This window comes from Sabulibacter ruber, from assembly GCF_017355955.1.
Taxonomy (GTDB): Bacteria; Bacteroidota; Bacteroidia; order Cytophagales; family Hymenobacteraceae; genus Nibribacter; species Nibribacter ruber_A.
In genome coordinates, this window is sequence record NZ_JAFFID010000002.1 from 938,722 (window position 1) to 963,039 (window position 24,318).

15 protein-coding genes and 1 tRNA gene are annotated in these 24,318 nt (G+C 50.6%); 6 read left to right on the forward strand and 10 right to left on the reverse strand.

The annotated features are described in order from the left end of the window. Nucleotides 1-4 precede the first annotated feature (4 nt). The 10 genes from JT719_RS15220 to pheS form a co-directional block, all read right to left on the reverse strand. Complete coding sequence (locus tag JT719_RS15220) at nucleotides 5-1,483, reverse strand: PhoX family protein (RefSeq protein WP_207434173.1); 1,479 nt, start codon at nucleotides 1,481-1,483, stop codon at nucleotides 5-7. A 271-nt stretch (nucleotides 1,484-1,754) separates the two neighbouring features. Further along, nucleotides 1,755-5,594 carry an Ig-like domain-containing protein gene (locus tag JT719_RS15225; protein WP_207434174.1) on the reverse strand — a complete coding sequence of 1,280 codons (3,840 nt, stop codon included), beginning with the start codon at nucleotides 5,592-5,594 and terminating at the stop codon, nucleotides 1,755-1,757. A gap of 1,217 nt (nucleotides 5,595-6,811) precedes the next feature. Continuing rightward, nucleotides 6,812-7,867, reverse strand: a complete 1,056-nt coding sequence (locus JT719_RS15230; RefSeq protein WP_207434175.1) for a threonine aldolase family protein — start codon at nucleotides 7,865-7,867, stop codon at nucleotides 6,812-6,814. A 324-nt stretch (nucleotides 7,868-8,191) separates the two neighbouring features. Further along, nucleotides 8,192-9,304: a phytase gene (locus JT719_RS15235; protein ID WP_207434176.1), complete on the reverse strand. Its 1,113-nt coding sequence runs from the start codon at nucleotides 9,302-9,304 to the stop codon at nucleotides 8,192-8,194. Nucleotides 9,305-9,358: 54 nt separating this feature from the next. Continuing rightward, nucleotides 9,359-10,393, reverse strand: coding sequence for a hypothetical protein (locus JT719_RS15240; protein ID WP_207434177.1), 1,035 nt, complete (start codon nucleotides 10,391-10,393; stop codon nucleotides 9,359-9,361). A gap of 37 nt (nucleotides 10,394-10,430) precedes the next feature. Next, complete coding sequence (locus JT719_RS15245; RefSeq protein ID WP_207434178.1) at nucleotides 10,431-13,145, reverse strand: TonB-dependent receptor; 2,715 nt, start codon at nucleotides 13,143-13,145, stop codon at nucleotides 10,431-10,433. A 445-nt stretch (nucleotides 13,146-13,590) separates the two neighbouring features. Further along, on the reverse strand, nucleotides 13,591-15,318 hold the full coding sequence (locus tag JT719_RS15250; RefSeq protein ID WP_207434179.1) for a tetratricopeptide repeat protein: 1,728 nt from the start codon (nucleotides 15,316-15,318) through the stop codon (nucleotides 13,591-13,593). 334 nt (nucleotides 15,319-15,652) lie between these two features. Continuing rightward, on the reverse strand, nucleotides 15,653-16,207 hold the full coding sequence (locus JT719_RS15255; protein ID WP_207434180.1) for a GNAT family N-acetyltransferase: 555 nt from the start codon (nucleotides 16,205-16,207) through the stop codon (nucleotides 15,653-15,655). A 268-nt stretch (nucleotides 16,208-16,475) separates the two neighbouring features. Further along, nucleotides 16,476-16,549 (reverse strand) — tRNA-Asn (locus tag JT719_RS15260). A 205-nt stretch (nucleotides 16,550-16,754) separates the two neighbouring features. Further along, nucleotides 16,755-17,780: a phenylalanine--tRNA ligase subunit alpha gene (pheS, locus tag JT719_RS15265; RefSeq protein ID WP_207434181.1), complete on the reverse strand. Its 1,026-nt coding sequence runs from the start codon at nucleotides 17,778-17,780 to the stop codon at nucleotides 16,755-16,757. A 269-nt stretch (nucleotides 17,781-18,049) separates the two neighbouring features. Between pheS and JT719_RS15270 the strand changes: the two genes are divergently transcribed. The 6 genes from JT719_RS15270 (at nucleotide 18,050) to JT719_RS15295 (ending at nucleotide 24,255) form a co-directional block, all read left to right on the forward strand. After that, nucleotides 18,050-18,844: a LiaF transmembrane domain-containing protein gene (locus JT719_RS15270; RefSeq protein WP_207434182.1), complete on the forward strand. Its 795-nt coding sequence runs from the start codon at nucleotides 18,050-18,052 to the stop codon at nucleotides 18,842-18,844. A 72-nt stretch (nucleotides 18,845-18,916) separates the two neighbouring features. Further along, the gene (locus JT719_RS15275; RefSeq protein WP_207434183.1) at nucleotides 18,917-19,942 is read left to right on the forward strand and encodes a sensor histidine kinase; all 1,026 of its coding nucleotides are present in this window, start codon (nucleotides 18,917-18,919) and stop codon (nucleotides 19,940-19,942) included. After that, nucleotides 19,939-20,682: a LytR/AlgR family response regulator transcription factor gene (locus tag JT719_RS15280; protein WP_207434184.1), complete on the forward strand. Its 744-nt coding sequence runs from the start codon at nucleotides 19,939-19,941 to the stop codon at nucleotides 20,680-20,682. Before JT719_RS15275 ends, JT719_RS15280 begins: the two co-directional genes overlap by 4 nt. A gap of 307 nt (nucleotides 20,683-20,989) precedes the next feature. Continuing rightward, nucleotides 20,990-21,604 carry a TetR/AcrR family transcriptional regulator gene (locus JT719_RS15285; protein WP_207434185.1) on the forward strand — a complete coding sequence of 205 codons (615 nt, stop codon included), beginning with the start codon at nucleotides 20,990-20,992 and terminating at the stop codon, nucleotides 21,602-21,604. 5 nt (nucleotides 21,605-21,609) lie between these two features. Further along, nucleotides 21,610-23,091: a TolC family protein gene (locus JT719_RS15290; protein ID WP_207434186.1), complete on the forward strand. Its 1,482-nt coding sequence runs from the start codon at nucleotides 21,610-21,612 to the stop codon at nucleotides 23,089-23,091. Nucleotides 23,092-23,124: 33 nt separating this feature from the next. Further along, nucleotides 23,125-24,255, forward strand: a complete 1,131-nt coding sequence (locus JT719_RS15295) for an efflux RND transporter periplasmic adaptor subunit (protein ID WP_207434187.1) — start codon at nucleotides 23,125-23,127, stop codon at nucleotides 24,253-24,255. Nucleotides 24,256-24,318 lie beyond the last annotated feature (63 nt).

A 24,318-nucleotide genomic window follows, 5' to 3' on the forward strand; every position in this document is an offset into this window, starting at 1 on the left:
GTGACTATCTTTCTACACCGGTTAGAATGACGGTTTGGCCGCCTTCTTTGTTTGTGGTGAGGCCACTGCCATCGGCGTTACGGAAGTTGTCGTGGGTCCAGGTGTGGGGGTGAATATTGACCACGAACGTGCCGGGTTTACCCACCAGGTCAGAGATGTCATACATGGCACCGTATTCCCAGGAACTGGTTCTCAGGTCGTTGCCCGGGTTGTACTTGCCGTTGAACGTTGCATCTGTGCGGCGGTGATCCATTTCCAGCATCGGCTTCAAGGCTTTGGTGGCAATGTTGTACTGCCAGATACGGCCATCGTGTTTGTTCTCGGCGTAGTAAGAATCGCCGTCTTCCTGAATGTAGATGAAGTTCTGGGTTACGCAGATATTGTCTGGGTTCACAATGCTGTTGCCGGGGTTCTCCACGCCGTCAATCAACGGAGTGAGTTTTCCTTTCAGCGGATCATTGGCATTCAACTCCAGTTTATACACACGGCCCCACATGGTAAGACCTGTCACCGGAGTTCTCTTGTCTGACTGGCTTACCCCAGTGGCGGTAAAGTAAAGCGTTCTGCTGGCGTTTCCGCCGCCTTTTCCGTAATCCAAGTCCTCAACGCGGGCGAACTGGATAGCACTTTTATCAACTGTCTGGTCGGCTAATTGAGCACCAGTGCTGGTGCTTACGTTGTCGTATTCCACAAACTCCACATCGTAGCCCTGGCCTACCTGCATGTCAGTCTCCACTACGTTCAGGTTGGTGCGGCGCAGCATGTACAGTTTGCCGTTGTTCAGGTCACCGGTGTTGGAGAGGTACATGTTCACCTGGCCCAAGCCTTTGCGGGAGCTTTCATCTTCGCCAATGAAAATGGCAGTTTTACCGGCGTAGGCGTCTTTTGGGAACGGAACGGCATTCTCGGCGCTGGCTTTTCCTAAGGCTTTCAGGGTGCGGTCGGCTTTCTTGTTGTACACCGGCGCGAACGGATCAATGGCGTGGATCATGGATTCTCCGTCGGTTTCACCCGCGGTCAGGAATACCGGCCCAAAGCCATGCTCTTCCGGTGTGGCCAGGGTGGCCGAGCACAAGCGCATCTTTCCGCCAGCGGCATCCACAATGTACTCGCCTTTTACGGGTTTTAAGTTCTTATCCAGGTACACCCTTGACACCGAGAACAGAATCTCGTGGTTGTTCAACATGATGTAGCCTTCGCCATTGGGGTTCTTGATCATCCCGCCACCGTCTGGCTGCGCCCCGAACACAAATTCTGGAGACTCTGGAAGCTTGTCATCGCTGCTGATGAGCGTATTGATTTTCACGTTCTCAAACCCTGACAACGTCTTCACCAATGAGGGATTCACGGAGTAATTCTTCAGCTCAACGGAGTCAACAACAGGGTTATCCGTTGTAGCGTCATCGTCATTGCAGGCAGAGACTAAGCCTGTTGCCGCAAAGGCTAAAGCAATTCCAAATCTTGGGGTAACTAGATGTTTCATGGTTATAGTTTTGATGATCAAAACTATTAAACCAGTATTATGTCAAGATTAAAGCAGTGTCAACAGTGTATTAAATGTGAGAAAGGGCTTAAGTGGTTGGCATGAGAATGTTGCTGCCGGCAGGCTACCAGAGGCCCATAATATTTCCCTGAAAGGGTGTTTTTGACCTCTTTTTGCCAATACACCCGTTTTATAATTCCTGCGGGAACAACAGGTTTGTCACCTAGAGATTGGAATTGGAGCCGCCTATGGGTCCACTTCCTGGAAAATGCTATCTAATAAGCACCACCTTTCTATGAATTGTTTTACCCGCAGTGGTCACTAGCCTGATGATATAAACCCCGGGCTTTTGCTGCTTCGCATTCCATTCATAGGAGTAATGTCTTCCTGCTTCGCCTTCGCCCTCATACAAGCTTGCCACTTCCAGTCCCTGCTCATTGAATACTTTTAGGGTAACATGATCTTGATGGGCTAGCTTGAATTGCAGCGTTATCTTCTCTGTGAATGGGTTGGGTGCCGTGCTCAAAGTATTTTCTGGGTGTTCCGGAGAATGAGCGGTTGGGCTTTTGTCTACTGCACCTGCTGAGGCTGTAGGTGCCTGGTTGGTGCTGGGACCTGCTTTCACAATCCAGTAGTCGGTGAGGCCCTGGGTGGGCTGCGTTCGGTCGCCACTCACGCCAGATGCGGAGAGTCCACCTAGTAGGTAAGCGCCATCGGAGGTCTGGAGAATGGTTCTAAGTTCCTCATCTGAAGCGCCGCCGTAGGTTTTATCCCAGAGTTTGGCGCCGTTTTCTGTGGCTTTCACAACCCAGTAATCTTTGCCTCCCCGGGTGCCGTCTGTCTTGTCGCCGCTAATACCCGACGCAGAAGAACCGGCCAATAAGTATCCGCCATCAGAGGTTATAAGTAAAGAGCGGAGTTCATCATCGGCTATCCCACCCATTCCTTTGTCCCATTCCTTGTTGCCGGAGCTGCTTACTTTCAATACCCAAAAATCTTTATTGCCTTTACTGTCCTCTGATTTATCGCCTGCTTTTCCAGAAAAAGAGGAACCGCCTAGCAGGAATCCACCATCAGTAGTTGGGGTTATCGCTTGCAATACATCCTCGGCAGTTCCGCCAAAGCGTTTATCCCATTGTTTAGAGCCGGTGCTGCTCAGTTTCACAATCCAGTAATCGGTGAGGCCCTGGCTTGCTTGTTTCCGGTCTCCGCTGGTGCCCGAGGCAGAATATCCGCCTAATAGAAGGCTACCGTCTACGGTCTCAAGCGCGGCCGTTAACTCGTCATGGGCAGAGCCCCCAAACCGTTTGTTCCACAATTTGGTGCCGGTGCTGTTGATCTTAACAACCCAGTAGTCAATGCCCCCGCGGCTAACTTCTGACTTGTCTCCGCCAGCGCCGGAAAGCGAAGTGCCAGCCAGCAGGTAGCCTCCGTCTCGGGTTTGAAGAACAGAGCGCAGGTCCTCATCGGCAGAGCCCCCGAAACGTTTATCCCACAGCTTAGTGCCCGCGCTGCTCACCTTTACTACCCAAAAGTCTTTTCCTCCCCGGCCTGCCTCAGATTTATCGCCGCCTATGCCAGAGGCAGAGTAACCTCCCAGTAAGTAGCCCCCATCAGTGGTTTCAATAAGAGAATTCAATTCCTCATCGGCGGTGCCGCCAAAGCGTCTGTCCCACTGTTTGGTGCCGGCGCTGCTAATCTTCACTATCCAGAAGTCCTTCCCGCCCCGGCTGTCCTCAGTCTTGTCCCCGCTGATAGAAGAGGAAGAAGTTCCTCCCAGGAGATAGCCTCCATCCGTTGTCTTAATCATGACGGTAAGCAGGTCGTTGCCTGAGCCTCCAAACCGGTAGTTCCACTGGGTGTCTGAGGTGATGGAAGGATGCGCGGTCACCGAGACCGGCGTAGAAGTAGCAGTAGCCGCCGAATTATCAAAGGCTTTAGCCGTAAGGGAGTAGGTTCCGCTAGGTACGCCTGTCCAGGTAAAGGTATAAGGCGCGGTGAGATCTTCGCCTAGTTTGGTGGTGCCCCGGAAGAACTCCACCTTGGTTATTCTGCCGTCTGGGTCGTTGGCTGAGGCTGCCATGCTAATAGTGGCCGGTGCCGTAAACGAAGATCCCGCAGAAGGAGAGGAGAGCGTAACCGCAGGCGGCGTATTTACAATGGAGATAGTGTAATCTTCTGCCTCTCCATAGGTAAGGGAAGAGCAGTACTCTGTGCTGGAGAAAATAGCCTCATATTTACTTCTCACCCGCATTCTGATGGAACCCACGCTTGCCGTAACCGGAATGGTGATGTTGGTGACAAACGCGGTTGTTGAATAGGAAGGGGTTGCATACACAAACTCTCCCTGGTCAGCAAAGTCTTTATCGTTGTTATAGTCTATCCAGATGCCAAAGCCCTGGGCATAGCTTGCGCCAGACTGTATACTAACCCTGTAAGTTTGCCCTCGGGTGACAGTGGTGGTTAGGGCACCGGTGGGGGCATAGCTTGTATAACCCGGTGAGGTGCCATTGCTACAGCCCGAGTTGTTGTTGGCCAAGGTATGAAAGCTGAAATTGTTGATGAAATCAGCCGCGGAGCAACCCGTGGAATAGGTAGCCGCACAATAGCTTGGTACCACACTGCTAACCGTAACCGGAGCCGAGGTAGTGGTTTTGCCCGAGTTGTCTGTGGCTTTGGCGGTGAGGGAATAGGTGCCGGCCGCTACTCCATTCCAACTGAAGGAATAAGGAGCGCTTAAGTCTTCTCCCAGCTTGGTGGTGCCTTGAAAGAACTCAACCTTTGTTATGCTCCCGTCGGTATCGGTGGCCGAGGCTGCAATAGAAAAGCTGGCCGGAGCATTGAAATTAGCGCCAGCGGTGGGAGAGGTGATGCTGATGCTTGGAGAACCATTGGGGATTAGGCCCGACACCGTGTATTCGCCCAGGGAGGCGTAGTCAGAATCAGCGCCTAAACTGCCTTTTGTCCCGTCAATGGCTAGATAATACGTGCCGGCGGGTAGCGTGACCGATAAAGATGCGTCCAGGGTGGTGGGGTCTGCTTTGGCTACCACTGTATTCGCCCCATTCCGTAAGGTTAGCAGGATATCCAGGTTGGGGTAATTAGGGTTCGGGGAAACCGTCAACGTAACTGTACCTCCAATGGAAGTAAAAGAAAATACGTCCACATCGGTTCTGGTGCCTATAATGCCTTTGTTGGAAGTCTCCACTATCCTGCCGCTTTCATCAACTTTGAGTGGGGTAGCTGTGCTGTTGACGTTGCCGTGGTCATCTGCGCGGTAGCTGAAGCCGTTCATGGTGGCTATCTTATACAAATCATCTTCTGTGTTGTCTGCGTAGGAATACTCTCCCTTGCTCCACTGGGCTACTGATCTGTAATAGGAAGTCCCCATAATGGGAGCCCAGGAATCCTGACCCTGGAAATAGGCTTCTGTAGGAGTAGTTCTTCCGTCGTGTCCTAAGCCTAGTGTATGGCCACTTTCATGGGAGCCGCAATCTCCGGCTCCCTTAATAGAGGAGTTAAATACCCAGCAAGGGTGTTCTGCTCCTCTGGAAGTTCCCCAGGTAAAAGAACCAACATAAGCCACGCCCCCGGCATTGGGATAAAAATAGTTGGTAGGCGTGAAGATAACCCGCATACGACGGTTCAAAGGCGCGCTGTTGAAAACGGCCTCGCTGGTAGTCACATTAAGCCCAAAAGGGCGATAATCTTCACTAATGATCTTCCAGATTTCAGTTATAGCAGATGCAGAGAGGTTGGCCGGAGCAGCCACAATAGGATTGCCACTGTTAAAATGGGAGTTCCAATAGGTATTGGTTACAGTCTGTCCATCAAAATCCAGGTATAAAACGGCACTTGCCCCCGGAAAGCTTTCAAGCAGAGGCGTGGCCGCGGCAACAGTGGAATTCTGTATGATGGAAGAACTAAGCGTTTGCTTTTCTTCCTGAAACCCAATGCATAAAACCTTATCAATGTCTTCCTCGGTGAGGTAAACGGAGCCATCTGAGGTGGAGGAATATCGGTACAGCTTCTTCTGCTCTCTTAATATGATAGTTCCCCTGGCTTCACGGTTGGTTATCTCTAAGAAGAAGTTACTATAAGGTGCATCCACCACTTCACCATAGAACTGCTGGGCCGTGCCTGCTTGCTTACTTGATTTCAGCCTGAGATTTAAAAGTTTGCCTGAAACTAGCTGATGACTTATTCGTGCTTCCTGCTTAACCAAGCCCCGGTTTGCTGCCTCGGCCTTTTTCTTATAGGAAGCGGCCACCTCCTTGATCTTTCCTAGATAAACAGGCTTTTGAGCGTAAGCGGGAATGAACGCGATTGATAAAACTAAAGCTAATAAAAAAGTGAACGTAGAATTTCTGCCCATAGAGATGTTTACTTTATGGAGTTATTACCTGCCTTTAAAACCAATGTATTTTTAAGCAGTGCATGGCAGCCACCTAATGGATTGAAATACATGTGCTAAGTAGAAAGATCAATGGCCTCCTTTCAGGTGCCGGTTCTTTCTAAGGAATGAGACAGTGCTTTGCTGACAGCTTAGCTTTTTCAACAAAGAATTAGTCTGAGTGTATTGATGCTTGATTGTAGTATAAGGCAATATGCGTCAATTAGTTGTAACTGGTGCTTGGGGGCTTCTTTGTGAAATTATGATGTATATACTTATAATTCAATAAGTTTTTTGAGCTTGTTTATATAGTTCAAAACTATTGATACTTGATATAATCTTGGTTTTGATATGACTTTTATGTGAGGCTCTGAGCAGAAAGAATAAGCTATTGAACACACCATAAAAGATGTAATAGGCTAGTTTCTATTCCTATCGGGGAGAACTCAAGATCTTAGTTTCTAGGCTTTTTTTCAAGAATTTGTACTAAAGGTAGTTTATGCTTCGAATCTTAAAAGTAGGCTAAAATCAGAGCTATGTAGGGTTTTGGCTCCAATGGAATGTTTAAGGCTATAAATAGAGAATAAGTCAAGTTCTCCACAGAAACTTAGGGGAGTAATAAGGCGAAGAAAGCTAAGGGTTTAAGTCTCTTAAGATAGAAGTTGTGCGGAAGTATTTTGTAGTTGATACCTTGAAAAGATGCAAATAGCAATTTCCCTGATTTGTAGCCATAGAACGCAAATTGTGTTTGGGAGGAACATGCTCATGCCAAGATATAGGCTGGTAAGTTCAAAAAAATCCTCCATCAATTAAGCTTAACTATCAACTAGAGCCTTATCCCCTGACACGCAAACAGCCTTGCGGCATGACGGGATTATACATGCTGCAAGGCTGTTCAAGTGCTTCAAAAGCTCTATTGAAGATGGAAATCTGACTTACATAGATGCTTCCTCTTTTAGCTTTCTGGAGAGGTCTCTTATGTCTTGGATGAATTGGTCTACATATTCCTGCGGAGTGGCCCAGGAGGTAATCACCCGGATGGCAGAATATTCTTCCTGCATCTTTTTCCACACAAAGAACCCGTACTTTTTAGAAAGCTCTGCAATAGAGGAATCGGGAAGAATAGGGAAGATCTGGTTGGTGTTAGATTGGGTTAAGAAGGTGTATCCAAGCTCTTGCAGGCTTTGGGCAATGCGCTGAGCCTGCTCATTGGCATGGCGGGCGAGTTCAAACATGAGGTTGTCTCGCAGCAACTCAGCGTACTGAATCCCGAACAGCCTTCCTTTGGCCAGTAAGGCCCCGCGCTGCTTGATGTAGTATTTGAAGTTCTTCCGCAGTGCCTCGTTCCCAATCACAATGGCCTCGCCAATCAATCCCCCGCACTTGGTGGCACCCAGGTAGAAAATATCGGTTAGGGAGGCAATATCGGCTAGGGTGAGATCATTGTTCTGGGCGGCTAATGCCATTGCCAGCCTTGCCCCATCCATGAACAACAAGAGATTGTTTTGTTTGCAGAAGGCAGACAGTGCGGTTAGCTCCTCTTTGCTGTAAATGGTACCGATTTCGGTGGAGTTGGAGATGTAAACAATCCGGGGCTTTACCGTGTGGTACTCCGGAAATTTGTTCAGAACAGGTTGGATCAATTCCGGACTGAGTTTGCCATCTGGAGTGGCAACCGTCTCTACTTTATGCCCGGTAGCTTCTATGGCCCCGGCCTCGTGATTGTTGATATGCCCGGTTTCTGCGGCCACCACAGATTCATACGATTTCAGGAAAGCGCTAATCACAATCAAGTTGGCCAGCGTGCCTCCAGCCACCAAATGCACATCCACCTCGGGGTTCTGGCACAGCTTCCGGATAGCGGCCACCGACTCCAAAGTAAACTGATCGTTTCCGTATCCTGCCTGCTGAGTAAGATTTGTTTCTGCTAATCTCTCAAGAATGTTGGGGTGGCAGCCTTCGCTGTAGTCGTTGGTGAAACTGTAAAGCATGATGGGGTAAGGACTTAAGAAAATTCTGCCAAAGATACGTCTGAATCTTAGAACCAGAAGTTTTCAGGAAGGGCTTCCATCATTTTGAGCGAATAAAGTGACAGGATTATCTACACTTGCCTTAAGCCGGCGGTTGATTGGTGCTGATGTCAGGTAAGTTCTCTAAATGGGTCTGCAGTAGCTTGTGACGAGGAATATGCCAGGAACCATCATCTGAAAAATGCGCCCGTTGCCTGAGTAATGACCGAGATTCACTAAATCAAATCAGTTCACATGAAGGCGGGCTTGTGCCTTCATGTGAACTGATTTAGGAATACGTGGCCATTATTTGATCATCTTTAGGTCTTTTCCGGCAATATCCTCCCAAGGGTAGAAATGGAAGGTCTTATCTGTGCTCATGGCCACAAACAGGCCGTGCTTGAACTTCTTCCCTAAAGGAACTGCCACGGTTTCTGAGCCATCGCTGTTGATAGCAGACACGTTCACGCTTTTCAGGAAGCGGTGCTCATAGGGGTTAGAAGCGGTTCCTTCTCTGGTGAACACCATGAAGCGGTTAGCCTCCTGGTCGGATACCAGAATATAGCCAGTGCTGTCTGTGAGGGCGTAGATGGAGATGCCTTCATGGTCACGGGTGAAGTCTTTGGTAGCGAATAATGCCAGATGCTTGTTGCCTTTCTCGGGGTCTGCATAATACTGGCGCACGCCCAGGCCTTCGTCTGAGTAATACACGTACCCCAGGGCATCATCTACGGCAATGGCTTCTATCTCTTTTTTGCCGCTGTACTCGCCAAACTTACGTACCAGGGTAGCTTTCACATGGCCGGTACCGTCATCTTCCAGCAGGTACTGCCACAGGTACGTGCCGTCCTGCGGACCTGCTTTACGACCAACAATGGCATAAATTTTACCCGCTTTGTTTTTGTAGAGAGACACGCCCATCAGGTCACGGTAGCCTTCGGTGGTTTCGCCTACAAACATGTCCAGGCCGCCTTTGTCAATGGGTTTCATGTCGGGCACTGAGAAGATGCGGAGCTTGTGCGTCATGCGCTCGGTAGCCACGGCTATGTCGGTGGGCTTGCCGTTCAGCAGAAGGCCATATTCAACATCCACGTTGTTAGGGCGCTGCAGGTTTTTGACGGTCTTTTCAGGGATAATTTTGCCATCCAGGTCAAAAACGTAGAGGCCGCCCTGGGCATCTTTATCGGTGCCAATGATGAGGCTCTTTGCGGGATTCTTAGGGTTAACCCAAATGGCGGGGTCATCAGAGTCAAACTGAACCGTGTCTGTAATCACAGTTGCCTGCACTACTTTGCCGGCAACAGACTGATTTGCGTTTTGCTCTAGCGGGGGAGTGCTAATGGTTTCTGCTTTAGGAGCGGAACAGGCTGCCAGAATAAAAACCAGGCTGGCCTCTTTCAAAAAGGACGATGTGAACATGTTAGTAGATTGGGGGATGATGTCAGGAGGCGAAAAACCTGGGTTGACGGATTGTTATTTCTTGAGGTGAAGGGTAATGGCACTGGTTTCGGCATCATCATACTCGCCTTTGAGGGTTAGCGTGAGGCGTTTGCCTTGCACCTTGAAAGAACCGGCGTACGCGAAGTCAATTTCAGAGCCATCTTCCTGTTCAATGCTTTCGGCAAACTCCAGGTCACCTTCCAGCTTGTCATCTTCCAGCTCCTCAAACTCGGCTTCTATCTCAATCACCTTGTTTTCTTCCTCTACCTCACCGCATTCTTCCACCATTTCGGTTTCTTTCAGTTTCACTTCGGCTTTCCACTCGCCGTATTCAAAAGAGAGGGTGATTTCCTCCACCTCATCGGCGTCCAGGTGTTTGATGTCTTCATTGATGAGCCCGAACAGGTTTTTGAAGTTCTGGAACTCGGTAGCATCATCAACGCCTACTTCCCATTCGCCATAAACGCCTTCATCATCCAGCACCTTGTATTCAAACGCATTGGTGGTGTTGGCAACCACGTTCTGGCCATTGGCATTGAGCCCGACCAGCTTGAGTACCAGTCCTCTGCTTTCAGCATTGAACGTGTCATCGTCAAACAAATCCTCGTCGGTTTCAAACTCTACTTCAATCTCCTCTACTCCGGCCGGAAACCGTACCGAGCCGATGCCAGTAGCCGGGTCAAAAGTGAGGTTGAGGTTTATGTTTTGGTCTTCTGAGGTGGTGCAGTCATCTATTTCATAGAAAGCCGTCCAGTCTTTGACGTAGTCTGAAAGCTTGCTGAAGCCCTCCATATCTGTAACCTGAAACTGCACGGTTACATCCTTCTCCAGCGGTACTACTTTGCCGCCCAGTTCTTCGCCTTGTGGGTCTACGCGGTCGGCCAGGGTTATTTTGAAGCTGAATTTGTCTTCGTCTTCTAGGTCTCCATTGCCTTCATCTGAGAGCAACAGCACCTGCGGATAAGCCACATCCATGAGCGGCGTTACTACGTTGTCGTCTTTGTCATCGCACCCCGACAGGGCATAGAGGAACGCCCCGGCGAGCGCCCAGAATTTTATGTTTTTCATGTGTTTTGCGGATTTTAGGTAAAAAACAGCGCTTGACTTATAGGTCGAACTTCACGCCTATGCGGCTCCACCAGGAGTAGAACTCGCGCTGAATGAGCAGGTTTTTATGGCCCATGTAGCGCTCAAAAGGCTGGTTGGTCAGGTTCATGAACTCAGTGAACAGCCTGAAGCGGGAATTGAAGGCATAGCTGGCGCTGAAGTCTAATTGTGCGCGGTTCTTCACATAGATATCTTCCTCGGCCACACCGCCTATTTCACTCAGGTACTCACCGTTGAAGTTCATAGAAGCACGGGCGGTGAATTTCTGCCCTTCGTAGCTAAGAGAGATGTTTCCTACGTTTTTGGCCTGACCCGGCAAACGCAGGCTCTCAGTAGCATTGGGATTGTTGCTGCTAGCCGAACGGCTCTGAATCTTGGCGTCTGAGTGGGTGTAGGTGTAATTGGTGTACAAACTGAAGTTGCGCAGGAAGCCGGGCAGAAAGGTTAAGTTACCCTGGTAAGCTACTTCAAAACCGGTTAAGTTAGCCTGGTTACCGTTCTGCGACTGCGCAATGTCTATTCGGTCTATGATGGGCTCGCCTACTAGTGGATACGGGCTGGCGAAGATCATTTTGCGGTAGATGAAGTCATCCAGCTTCTTGTAGAAGAACCCACCAGAAAGTACCCCCACGTTCCCGAAGTAGCGCTCGGCTAGTACATCCAGGTTAAAGGCGCTTACCGGTTTCAGGTTGGCGTTGCCTACCGTTGCCAGGTTGTCTTCGCGGTTGATTTCCTGCGATGGAATTAGTTCACTGAAGTTAGGACGCGCGTAGGTGTAAGTAGCGGCGGCCCGCAGGTTGGTGAATTTGTTCAGTTCATACTTCAGGTGCAGTTGCGGCAGCAAGAAGTCATAGTTGGAGCTTCCTTCCACCGGACGAATAGACTCCAGGTCACCGGCTGCGTTGATGATCACGTCTTTAGAAGAGTAATTTACGTTAGTCTTCTCGTAACGCAAACCTGCCAGCACCATCAAAGGCCCCATCTGCTGGCGCACCATTCCGTAACCGGCGTACACGTTCTCTTCGGCGTCAAAGGCTTCTAAGGCCTCGTCGATGTTCTTGTCTTCTACGTTCAGCTCAAACTGCGCCGGGTTGGCGTTGAAGTACTGAATGAAGCTGGTCACGTCCAGCGGATTGCCCATGTTGTAACGGCCACCCAGGAAGGAGTCTTTCACCGGAGAACCGGCAAAGGCATCTAGCGTAGGAACGCCGCCTCTGCCTTCATACTTGTTGGCGGTGATATTATAGCTCTTGCGTTTACGGCGCACTTTACCTCCAAACTTGAGTAGGCCACTGTTATCGCCCAGCTTGTACGGAATGCCCAGGTCTAACTTAGCCGTGATGTTGCGGTCTTTCGCCAGCGTATGCCCGAACTCGGCTTCATCCAGCTCATACTGGGTGTTGTCTGTGAAGTTCTCGGCATCAATCTGCGGATACTTAGGCGTGGGAAAACCGAAAGTAGCCGGTAAGCCCGCAATGAAACCTACCTCATTGTCATAAGGCGTATCTTGCTCGCCGTAAGAGTACTGTGCCTCATAGTTCAGGAAAAACCGTTGAAAGGTGTGCTTGGCACCTGCGTTGATGGAAAGGATAGACTGCTCTTCAAAACGGTCTTTGGTAAGCTTTTCAATTTCCTCATCTTCGGGCACAAACACGTAGCGGCGGCGCCATTCCCGGTCGGTAAAGCGGGAGTACAAGCCGCGCACGTACACCTCGTGGTTGGGGTTAAACTTGTAATCTATGGTGCTGCTAAGGCCGGTTCGGGTACGGGTCAGCTCGTAATCACGTAGCTCCAGTTCATTGTCTTGCGGGGCGTACTCCCAGTTATCGGAGCCCAGCTTATTTTGGTAATAGTTGGCGTTTACCAAAAAGCCCAGCTTCTCATTGGCTCCAAACCGCTGCCCGAACTGCAATTGCCCGTTCACGTTAGGTTTGTCCATGAGGTTGTTATATCCACCCGCCAGGGAACCGGAGATTTGCGGACGACCACTCTGCGCAGTACGGGTGATCAGGTTGACAGAACCACCAATGGCGTCACCGTCCATGTCGGGTGTTAAGGACTTGGAGATTTCCATAGAAGCCAGTTGGTCTGATGGAATTGCATCCAGTGCCACAAAGCGCACATCGGCCTCTGGCGACGGAATCTGCTCGCCGTTCACGTTGATGTTGGTAAACTGAGGGGCCAGCCCTCTTACCAGCACGTAACGGCCTTCGCCCTGGTCGCGCTCAATGTTTACGCCGGGCACGCGTTGCAACGCCTCGGCGGCATTCGGGTCCGGGAAACGGCCTATCTGGTCAGCCGCTACTATGTTCTTAATGTTGTCTGCGTTCTTCTGTTGGTTTAGTGCTCTAGCCTGGCCCTGTAGGGAGCCGGTTACCAATACATCGCTCAAATGGTTGGAGTTGCTTTTCAGCCTGAGTTGCAGCAGTGCTGTTTCACCAGTGGCCACACTTACCGAAAACGTAGTGTCCTGGTAGCCCAGGTAATGTACTTTTAAAGTGTAACTGCCCGGCGTAGCATACAGCCTGAACTCCCCGTTGAGTCCGGTTGATACTCCGTTGCTGGTACCTGCCAGTTCTACGGCGGCTCCTGCCAGCGGCTCCTGATTTACTGCGTCTGTAATCTTGCCTCGTAAGATGGCTTGCTGTGCGTGGGCGGCTCCTGAAAACCCCATGACCAGAAAGCAAAAGCTGAGTAAAAGTTTATACCTCATAGCGTTGGTTGATTGACGCTGTAAAGGTGATGCTCTCCACAGGGCAGAATCAATTTTGGGGCGTATACAAAATGTGAACAAGCCTTTGGGCACCGTAAACAAGAAGGCAACAAGGTTAACAGTATCTTGCTATACACCTGGAAATCAGCATAAAACGCCCGTTGCAAACAGTCATTATGTTATTGTTATGCCACCGTTACCAGAGCGTTAGGAGGTTTCGCTTTTTCTATTTTCAGGCTGATTTCTGAAAACCAGGCCGAAATCGGACTTTAAGTTTTGGGCTGAAGTCCGTATTTTATATTCCTGTACTACTTCTTATTATGGCGCGGAAGTTACTTCCGTGACTTACAACTGAATCTTAAGTCACGGAAGTAACTTTCGCGCCATAGAGTTTTGCCGTTTTAGGGCTGATTTCTGAAAACAGGCCTAAAACAGAAGATACCTGTTAAGCCTCCAGCAACAGATCTTCCAGTACTTCTTCCTGCGCGGGCACCTCTTGCAGGCCCTGAATAAAAGCGACCAGATTCTCGCCTTGGGGCAGGTTGAGTTTCTTGCGCAAGCGGTAACGGGATACCCGCAAACTATCCAGTGAAATGTTGAGCAGCGTAGAAATTTCGGTAGAGGTGAGATTCATTTTAAGCAAAGCCACTAGCCTGAGGTCTGCGGCGGTTAAGTCTGGACAGCGCTGTTTCAGGTTTTGGAAGAACGACTCATGCACCTGTTCAAAAATGCCCCGGAAGTCTTCCCAGTATTTATCCTGGCTGAAGTTCTGCTGAATGAGTACCAACAGTTGCTTGAGTTGCTTTTTCTGGTCGCGCTTGTCTTCCTTTACCATCTCCTGTAGCTTATCGCGCAGCTGTTCCAGCAACTGGCTTTTCTGAATCACGTGCAAGGTGTGGCTGGATAGCTCTTTGCCTTTGGTTTCCAGCTCAGATCTCAGGAACTGCTCCCGCAGCTGTTTGTTTTTCAGCTCCGTTTCCATCAGTTCCTTTTGCGTGTGGTACATCTGTTCATTCTGCTCCCGCAGAGTCTGCTCGTTCTGTAGCTTGAGTTTTTGCCTGCTGATGACTACCCACCCTAAGGAAAGCAACAGCACCAGAATAATACCTGCGCCTATGCTCAGCAACACGTTCCGCTGGCGGGCATTCTCTAGTTGCGTAATGGCGTTGTTCTTCTTTTCTATTTCATACAGCGTACTGAGCAGGGCGGCCTGTTTGTTGTTCTCGTCTGAGTATATTTTGAGCAGGGCATCGCGGTTCTGTTCCATGTAAAAGAAAGCGCTGTCATCCTGGTGCAGGAAGTGGTAGGCTTTGGCCAGATCGCGGTAGCCGCTGCTCAGCTGGTACAGTTCCCCCAACTTTTTCGCCAACCGAACCGCCTGCCAGGAATATGCCAGTCCTTTTCTATATTCCCCCGTTTTCCGGAGTACGTCTCCCATGTTATTGAGCACTTCCAGTTGGGCTAACTGGTCGTTGAGCCGCTGGTTGATGGAAAGCGACTGCTGGAAATAATACTGCGCCGAGTCATACTTGCTCAGGTCTTCAAAGATGCTGCCCAGGTTTTCGAAGATTTTGGCAATGCCGCTGCTATCCTTGATCTGTTTGTACAACCCCAGAGCCATGCGCTGGTAATGAAAAGCGCTGTCATGCACCTGCCGCTTTTCATAGAAATGACCTATGTTGCCGTACGTGAAAGCCGTTCCTTTTCGGTCCTGCGTCTTCCTGAAAATACCTAAAGCTTCCCGGTGTTCTTTCAGCGCTACCTCCTCCTGCCGGTTATAGTAATGCAGCGTGCCCATTTCATTGAGGTTATGTGCCAGCTGCTCTGGTAACTGCTGTTCTCTGAAGATTTTATCAGCTTGCAGGTGGTGATCCAGCGCCTGTGGGTAACGCCCCTGGTGGTAGAAAATCTGACCCATCTGCTGCAAACAGAGCCCTTCCGTTTTCTTGTCTTTCTGCTGCACCGCTTCCTGCAACACATTCTTCAGCAACCTGAAAGCCGAGTCTGGACGGTGCTGCGCTAGTTCCTTGGCTTGCCTTAAAGCAGCAGGCTGGCCGCAGACGCCCATGCTCAGCAGCAACAAATTGACGCAGAAGAAAGTGGCTTTTGCAAGGGTGCTTTTGCCCAAAAACAGAAGCGGGTTGCGAAATGGGTTTGTGAACAGAACTTGCATGAGGTAACCTGTTTGCGTAACACGTTCACAAAGAAGGACATTGATTGTTACCTGAATATTATCCCGGTAATGCTAATCCGTGATTTTATAAGCGCAGTCGGCTTGCATTGATTAATGAAAGGGGGGGTAAAAGAATGTTTTGGAGCAGTTTAAGTGAAGTGTCAGGGCAATAGGGGCTTGTGGTGCTACCTTAAGGCAAGCCGGGGGGGGGCTGTGAGTTTGCGGTTACTGTTTTCCGCCTGTTTACCCCATTTTAGGCACAAAACAGGGCTTTAGGTGGTTGGTTGTTCCTTTCTTTTCCCAAGCAAAGTGCCTGAGCAGATCAACGGTGAGTTTAAATATCTGGGCAAATCAGGTACCCCAGATTGTCTTCGTTCAGGTTTCTCAAAGCCTCTAACTTCTCACTGGACAAGTTTAAGACCAGGATATCATCATCAGTTGGGACTACCCATTGGTCCGATTCCATCTCCCTTAGCCGCTTCGCCTTATCGTATAGGATTTCTATGCCGCACTTCTCGTAGAAAGGTCGAAGTTCCTGTTCGCAGAAGCCAATGGTTTCTACGTTCCGCGCTTTCATGGATCCCACTACTGCTTCCAGTAACTGCGTGCCGTATCCTTTTCCCTTCTCCATGGCCACAAACCCCACGAACTCGGCAAAGTCATGCTCCTGATCGTTTATTCTGATTCGGAAATCGAAGTTGATACGGGCCACGCACAGGATTTCAGACCGCTCGCCCACCAAAAGGTGGAAATCCGATTTAGCGAATTTCTCCCGGAAAGCTTCTGCATCCATCTGTCGCCACTCGGGTACTTCCCAATGCTCCAGAATAGTGGCGATTTCTTCCTCCCGTAAGTCTTCTGCTTTTTTAGAATGGTATACTGCCGGCATATGGAATTCAGGTTCAAGGCACTGCTACATCAGGGATTACCTAAGTAAGCGAGCCTTCCACTAACTTCCAACAAGTACGCCTTGGCCTGTTCTACTATTTTGGGCATTGCCAGAAGCTTTTCTCCTGATTTTGTGGAAATGAGGTAGGAGGAGAGAAGTTTAGGATAGGGTACAAACAATGACGCCTATTCCTATGACCTAGGTGCAAATGGTGGGAAAACAAAAAAGCCACTTACAAGCTTTGTCTCGTAAGTGGCTGATTTAGAAGCTCCCCCTCTTGGGCTTGAACCAAGGACCCCATGATTAACAGTCATGTGCTCTAACCAACTGAGCTAAGGAGGAGTTTATCACTTTCTGGCTGTGTGGCCTTGAATGATGATGCAAAAGTAGGGGCTGTAGTCTTATGGCGCAAGTGTTGCCGAAGAAAAATTTTAGGTTTTTTGGTAAGTGATTGAAAATGAAACCTAAAAATTTTCTGTTTGGTGGCTGTTTTCTGAAAAGCAACACCGAAACAGTATTCAATTTTCGGCTCTTACATTAGAAAAACCTAGATGGCTTCAAACTGACGCAGGAAGCGGGCATCGTTCTCGGTGAACAGGCGCAGGTCTTTGATCTGGTATTTGAGCATGGTAATCCGCTCAATGCCCATCCCGAAGGCGAAACCGGAGAACTCTTTTGAATCAATGCCGCAGTTTTCCAGTACCTGCGGGTCTACCATGCCCGAGCCGCCAATCTCTACCCAGCCGCTGTATTTACAGATGTTACAACCTTCGCCCTTGCAGATATGGCAGGTGATGTCAATCTCGGCGCTGGGCTCGGTGAACGGGAAGAACGACGGACGGAAACGGATCTGCGTGTCTGGCCCGAACAACTCCTGCACGAAGTAGTACAAGGTGTCTTTCAGATCTTTGAAACTTACGCCCCGGTCCACAAACAAGCCCTCCACCTGGTGGAACACACAGTGCGCTCTTGCCGAGATGGCCTCGTTCCGGAACACACGGCCCGGCGACAAGGTACGGATAGGTGGTTTCTGGTGCTCCATCACGCGTACCTGCACGCTGGAGGTGTGGGTGCGCAGCAGCATGTCTGGGTTCTTGCTCAGGAAGAACGTGTCCTGCATGTCGCGGGCGGGGTGGTTCTCAGGGAAGTTCAAAGCCGAGAAGTTGTGCCAGTCATCTTCCATCTCGGGGCCCTCAGACACGTTGAACCCAATGCGCTCGAAAATCCGGATGATCTGTTCCCGCACGCGAGCCAGCGGATGCCGGGTGCCCAAGGCATTAGGCACAGGCGGTAAGGTGAAATCAAGGCCCGCCAGCGCATCTGGGGTAGCGTTCTGCTCCAGCGCTTCCTGCACGGTGTCCATCTTCTGCTGGGCCAACTGCTTGAGCTGGTTCAACTCCTGGCCTACCTGTTTGCGCTGCTCAGGGGCAACGGTTTTCATCTCGTCAAACAGCGCAGCAATCTGGCCTTTGCGGCTCACATACGTATTCCGGAACGCCTCCAGTTGCTCCTTGTTCTCTATTGTATAGGCTTCTACCTCTTGGGTAAGCCGTTGAATGTTCTCAAATAGCATAGCGCAAAGATAAAGAAGTAATGGTGAATGCGTAAGCTTTTGTCCCGAAGACCTGAGCTTCTCACTTGCCGCCGCTTTTGTTTCCAGGCTTTTTCCCTGAAAACAGGCCTGAAACGCCCGCTAAAAGGCCTTGACCAGGCATGTTCACCGGCGGTAACGCCATTCACCTACGCAAACCTGCCGTTTACCTACTTTTCTCTTTTCTTAGCCTATTTCACCTTGTACCCGGTGGCCCCTTGCTATAGCTTTGGACCATACTTAAAAACGTTATGGAAAATCAACACATAAACAGAACAGAAAACTACCAGGAGTGGGGGCAACCCGCCAGCCGGGGTGGAAGAGTAGCCGGAGGGCTGTTGGTAGTGGCGGTGGGAGCGGCGTTGTTGGCGTACCAGTTAGATGTTTTGGTGCTGCCAAGATGGGTGTTCTCCTGGAAAGTGTTCCTGATTTTGGTGGGCTTATACACCGGTTTTAAGCATTCTTTCAGAAATGCGGGCTGGATTTTCCCCATCATCATTGGAGGCTTGTTCCTGGTAGAGGACTTGGTGCCGGGCGCGTCTATCAAACCTTTTCTGTGGCCGGCGCTCATCATTGGGGCCGGGCTCTGGATTATTTTCAAACCCCGGCATACCTGCGAGAAGCACTTCCGGAAACAGTACATGAACCGACCACCGGTGAGTGGCAAAGGCTTTGGCACGAGTAGTACAAGTGCTAATTTCTCCAAAGAAGATTTCCTGACCGCCAGCGCCATTTTTGGCGGCATCAAGAAAAACGTGATCACCAAAGATTTCAAAGGGGGAGACCTTGTCACATTCTGCGGCGGTGGCCGATACGATCTTACCCACGCTGATATACAGGGCGAAGCGGTCCTGAACGTGACTCAGATTTGTGGGGGTGTCAGCCTGATACTTCCGGCGCACTGGCGGGTGCGCTCAGAGGTAGCCACCATTTTTGCCGGAGTTAGTGATAACCGGCCTTTTAGTGAGGCCTTCATGGAATCAAACAAAGTGTTGGTCCTGAAAGGAACCATGGTCTTTGCCGGAATAGAAATTAAAAGTTATTAATTTACATTCTGTTCAGCCCTCCGTGACAAGTGTCCTTTTTTGCTGCTGCTTTCCACCGCAACCTCTGAATCAATGTCTACTCTACGTGTAATTCTGCTGTACCTGGGTTGGGCGGCACTGTGGGCGGCGGTACAGGGTTGTGTGGTCTCCCAGGCCGGGTTCTCGCTGGAGCCTATCATAACCGATGCAGTCCTCACGAACGCAGTGGTAGTAGGGGGTGGCTACCTGATGTCGGTTGCATTGCGCTTTTATAGGCCAGGAGTGAGGCAAGTGGTCTATCTTCTGGGTTCCAGCATGGCGGTGGCGGGCATCTGTTTGCTTATTTCTGACCTGGTGCTGGAATACCTGCTGCCGCAGCAGGGAGAGTACCTGGCGTTTGTAGAGAAAACGTTTTCGGTGCGGTTTGCTTTTGCCTGGCTTATGCTCTTGTTCATAGTGCTGCAGAACTGGCTTTGGTTCTACGCCCGCGATAAGCAGGAGGCCGAGGACCGCAAAGCCGCCACTGAGAAACTGGCCCGCGAAGCCGAGTTGTTCAATCTTCGCCAGCAACTGCAGCCTCACTTTCTGTTCAACAGCCTCAACTCCATCAGCGCGCTGGTGAAGACGCAACCCGATCAGGCCAAGAAGATGGTGCAGCAACTATCAGATTTCCTGCGGGGCACGTTGCGCAAAGACGACCAGACCATGGTGCCACTGGCCGATGAACTGCAGCACCTCCAGATTTACCTGGACATTGAGAAAGTACGCTTTGGGCACCGCCTGCAAACCGCCGTGGAGTACCAGGAAGAAAGCCTGAAACTGAGTTTGCCCTACCTGCTTTTACAGCCCATTGTGGAAAACGCCATCAAATTTGGTCTTTATGACACCATAGATGATATTCTGATCCAGATAACCGCCCAGGTGCAGGACTCCATGTTGGTCATCAGCACCCATAATCCCTATGACTCGGCGCTGTTGCAGCATAAGCAGGGCACGGGTTTCGGGTTAGATTCTGTGCGCCGCCGCCTGTACCTGTTGTATGCCCGGCACGATTTACTGACCACCTCCCAACAAGACAATCTATTCATCACCACCGTTAAAATACCTCAGAAATCATGATCAAGTGCCTGGTAATTGATGACGAACCTCTGGCCCGCAGCATTGTCTGTGAATACCTGCAAAAGTACCCTGAGGTGGAGATGGTGCAGGAGTGCAACAATGGGTTTGAAGGTGTGAAAGCCATTATGCAGCACCAGCCCGAGCTGGTGTTCCTGGACATTCAGATGCCTAAGATCAACGGGTTTGAGATGCTGGAACTGGTGGAATCGGTGCCCGGGGTAATCTTCACCACGGCCTTTGACGAGTATGCCATCAAAGCCTTTGAAACCAACGCCGTGGATTACCTGCTCAAGCCTTTCACCCAGGAGCGTTTTGATGCCGCCATGAAGAAGTGGCTGCAGCAAAAGAAACAGCCGGTGCCGGAGGCAGGAGTGAAGCAACTGGAAGAGGTGTCTGCCAAACAACCCGAAGAGCAGGTGCGCATTGTTGTACGGGTAAACAATGACATCCGCATAATTCCGGTGCAGGACATTCTGTACCTGGAGGCCTACGATGACTACGTGAAAATCCATACCACCTACGGCTGTTTCCTGAAGAAGAAAACCATGGGCTATTATGAGAAGACCCTGGAAGGAAACCAGTTTGTGCGGGTGCATCGGTCGTTTATTCTGGCTTTGAGTCAACTCACCCGCATTGAACCGCTGGAGAAGGAGACCCACGTGGCGCTTCTCCGGAACGGAACCCGCATTCCGCTGAGCAAAAATGGCTACACCCGGCTTAAAAGTGTGCTAGGCATTTAGCTTCCATCCTCAATTTACCCGCACCCGCTTCACTGATAGTTGAACGTTGTTTTCGCTCTCTTTTCCTAAAATCTGCCTTGGAACAGGATCTGCTTCATAGTAAGAATAACCGGTTTCAGTGGCCTATTTAGCCGGTTCATCATAATTGGTGCTACTTCTTGGTTCCCGGTCTGTAGCTTTCCGGTGCGCAAATAAACCAGTTCATACACAGATAGTTAGTTTGTTCCTAGTGCCTAAAATTTTTCTGATGGAAACTTAGGAAACAAAAAAAGTTTCCATAGGTTTGTGCAGGAGTTGACGCAAACACATGGAAATCAGAGAGAGAATATTACAGGAAGCACAGATGCTTTTTTTCCAGAAGGGAATCAAAGCAGTTTCAATGGATGACGTGGCGATGCACTTGAGCATCTCTAAAAAGACCATCTATAAATGGTTTGAGAACAAAGACCAGTTGGTGCATGATGCCATGGAGCAGTACATCACCAAAATTGAGGGAACCTGCAGCCAGGAGATCGCCTCTGCCGGGAACGCCATGCAAGCCATGCTTCAGATTGTGGAAATGGTGCGCGGAATCATGCGCCAGATCCATCCCAACATCTTCTATGATCTCCAGAAATACCACCCCGCGGCCTGGCAATTGTGGCAACAACACAAAGACCAGTTCTTTTTGAAACAGACCAAAGAGCACATCCAGCGGGGCATTAAGGAGAAGTTGTTCAGGGAAGACGCCGATGTGGAAGTGCTGGCCCGGCTGAGGTTAGCCGAGGTGGAACTGGGGTTTGATTCGGCCATTTACCCGGCCTCCCAGTTTGACCGGCAGCAAGTGCAGATAGCCTTGCTGGAGCACTTCATACTAGGGCTGGCTACGCTCAAAGGGCATAAGCTGATCAATGATTACAAGAAAATCACCGAAGAAGAATAAGTCCTATGAAACAGAAAACGAAGGTCAGTTGGCTACTTCTGGGCTGGCTTTTCACCGCCTTGTTCCCCTCTGTGCCCGCCTGGGCGCAGGGCCAGTCATTCTCGCTGAAACAGGCCATTCAGTACGCCCTGGAGAATCGTCCCAGTCTCAAGACCTTGCGCAACCAGGAACAGATAGACAAAGCCAAAGTAGGCGAGGTACGGTCTATTGGCCTTCCGCAGGTAAACGCCGGCGTAGACATCAGCAACAACTTTATCCAGCAGAAATCCATTGTAGATTTCAGTGCGTTTGGCGGAGGCGGGCAGCTAAACAGCTTCGTGATTACGCAGCAGCAGCTTAACTCGGGCCAGGACATTGTTTTAACGCCTACCTACACCATTCCGGAGGAAATGGCGGGTCCGCAGGCCATCACGTTTGTACAGCCCTGGACCGGAGCTGCCGCTCTTTCTGCCTCGCAGCTGCTCTTTGACGGTTCTTACCTCATTGGGTTGAAAGCAGCTTCCACGTACACCCAGCTCTCCAAAAAAAGTACCCAGCAGGGAGAAATTGATGTGGCTGAGCAGGTGAGCAAAGCCTATTATGGCGTACTGGTAGCGGGGGAGCAGATCAAGCTTTTAGACCAGAACCTGGTGCGGCTAGACACGCTGCTGTACCAAACCATGGTCATGAACCGCAACGGGTTTGTGGAGAAACTGGACGTTGACCGGTTAAACGTAAGCCTGAACAACCTCAAGATTGACCGAGACAAAGCCCAGCGCCTGCTGATTCTGAGTGAACAGCTGCTCAAGTTTCAGATGGGACTGCCCCAGGAACAGCCCATCCTGCTCACCGATCAGCTGAACGAAACCGGCTTGACCAATAACGAGCCCAGGATCAACTACACCAGCTTTCAATACGCCAACCGCATAGAGTACTCCATCCTGGAAACCCAACGGGAACTGGCCGTGCTCAACCAACGGAATATCAAATCTGGCTACTGGCCTAGGCTGTTGCTCAGCGCCAATTATGGGTATAACGGCGTAGGAACCTCGGCCGGAAGGTTGCTGGATGTAAAGGCCGGCGCTAACAATACCACTACCCGTAACTGGTTTGATTTTGGAGTGGTGGGCGTGAGTTTGCAGGTGCCCATCTTTGACGGGCTGCGCAAAAGCTACCAGGTGCAGCAATCCAAAATACAGCTGGAGAACGTGAAACTGGGCTTTGAGCAACTCAAGCAAGCCATTGACCTGGAACTGCGCCAGTCAGATGCCACCATGCAAAACACGTTAAGTGTGCTGCGGGCGCAGCGCCAGAACCTGGAACTGGCCGAGGAGATTGCCCGCGTGGCCCGCATCAAATACCAGCAGGGCGTAGGCTCCAACCTGGAAGTCATCACCGCCGAGACCGACCTCAGGGCCGCCCAAACCAACTACTACAGTGCCCTTTATGACGCCCTCATTGCCCAGGTAGACGCAGACAAAGCTACCGGTGCCCTTCTCCTGAAATAACCCATCCCAAAGAATCCTATACGCATAGCTTCTATGAAAACGCAAATCATCTCAGGTTTCCTCGCCATGGCTCTATTAGCCTCAGCCTGCGCCCAGAAAGACAAGGAAACGCAACTGGCAGAGTTGAAGAAAGAGCAGGCGGAGATTGCCGGAAAGATTGCCCAACTGGAAAATGAACTGCAGAAAGAGGGCAAAGGAACCAAACAAACCGTGGCCGCGGTGCCGGTATCGGTGGTGGCGGTGCAGCCGGAGACTTTCCGCCATTACCTGGAAGTACAGGGCCGCGTGGATTTTGACCAGAACGTGATGGTCAGCGCCAAAGTACCCGGCGTACTCACCAGCCTGCGCATAGACCCTGGAGACCGCGTGAGCAGAGGACAGACGCTGGCTACCATTGACGCGGGCGTGCTGGACCAGCAGATAGCCTCGCTGCGCCCTAACCTGGATCTGGCCCGCACGGTGTACCAGAAGCAGAAAAACCTGTGGGATCAACGCATAGGCACCGAGATCCAGTACCTGCAAGCCAAAAACAACGTGGAGAGTCTTGAACGGCAGCTTGCCACCATGCGCGAAACCCGGGCCCAGTACGTGGTAAAGGCGCCGATTTCCGGCGAGGTGGATGAAGTCATTCCTAAATCTGGCGAAGCCGTGGCCCCGGGCATAGGCATCATCCGGATTGTGAATGCCAGCAGCGGCAAGATTGTGGCGGAGGTCTCTGAGGCGTATGCCAGCAAGATCAAACGCGGCGATGATGCCTTGGTGCTGTTCCCGGACCTGAACCAGGAAATCATGACTACAGTGAAGGTAGTGGGCTCTAACATCAACCCTACCAACCGGTCATTCAATGTGGAGCTGGGCGTGAAACCATCAGAGCAGGGCAAGGTGAACCTGCGGCCCAACATGGTAGCCGTGGTGCGCATCCAGGATTACGTGAAACCCAATGCCCTCACCCTGCCCCTGGATGTGGTGCAGAAAGACGAACAAGGCAACTTTGTGTACGTGGTAGAGGAGAAAGGCAAGCAGCGCATTGCCGCCAAGCGCACCATTACCACGGGTACTTCTTATGGCGGTAAAGTAGAGGTTCTGACCGGGCTCAACGCCAACGATCAGGTGATTAGTGCCGGCGCCCAAAACCTGAACGAGGGCCAGCCGGTGAGTTTCTAAGGAGTTTTTCAAAAAGGAAGCCTGAAACGCACCCCGGGTGCCAAAGGCGGCCTAAACAACCCA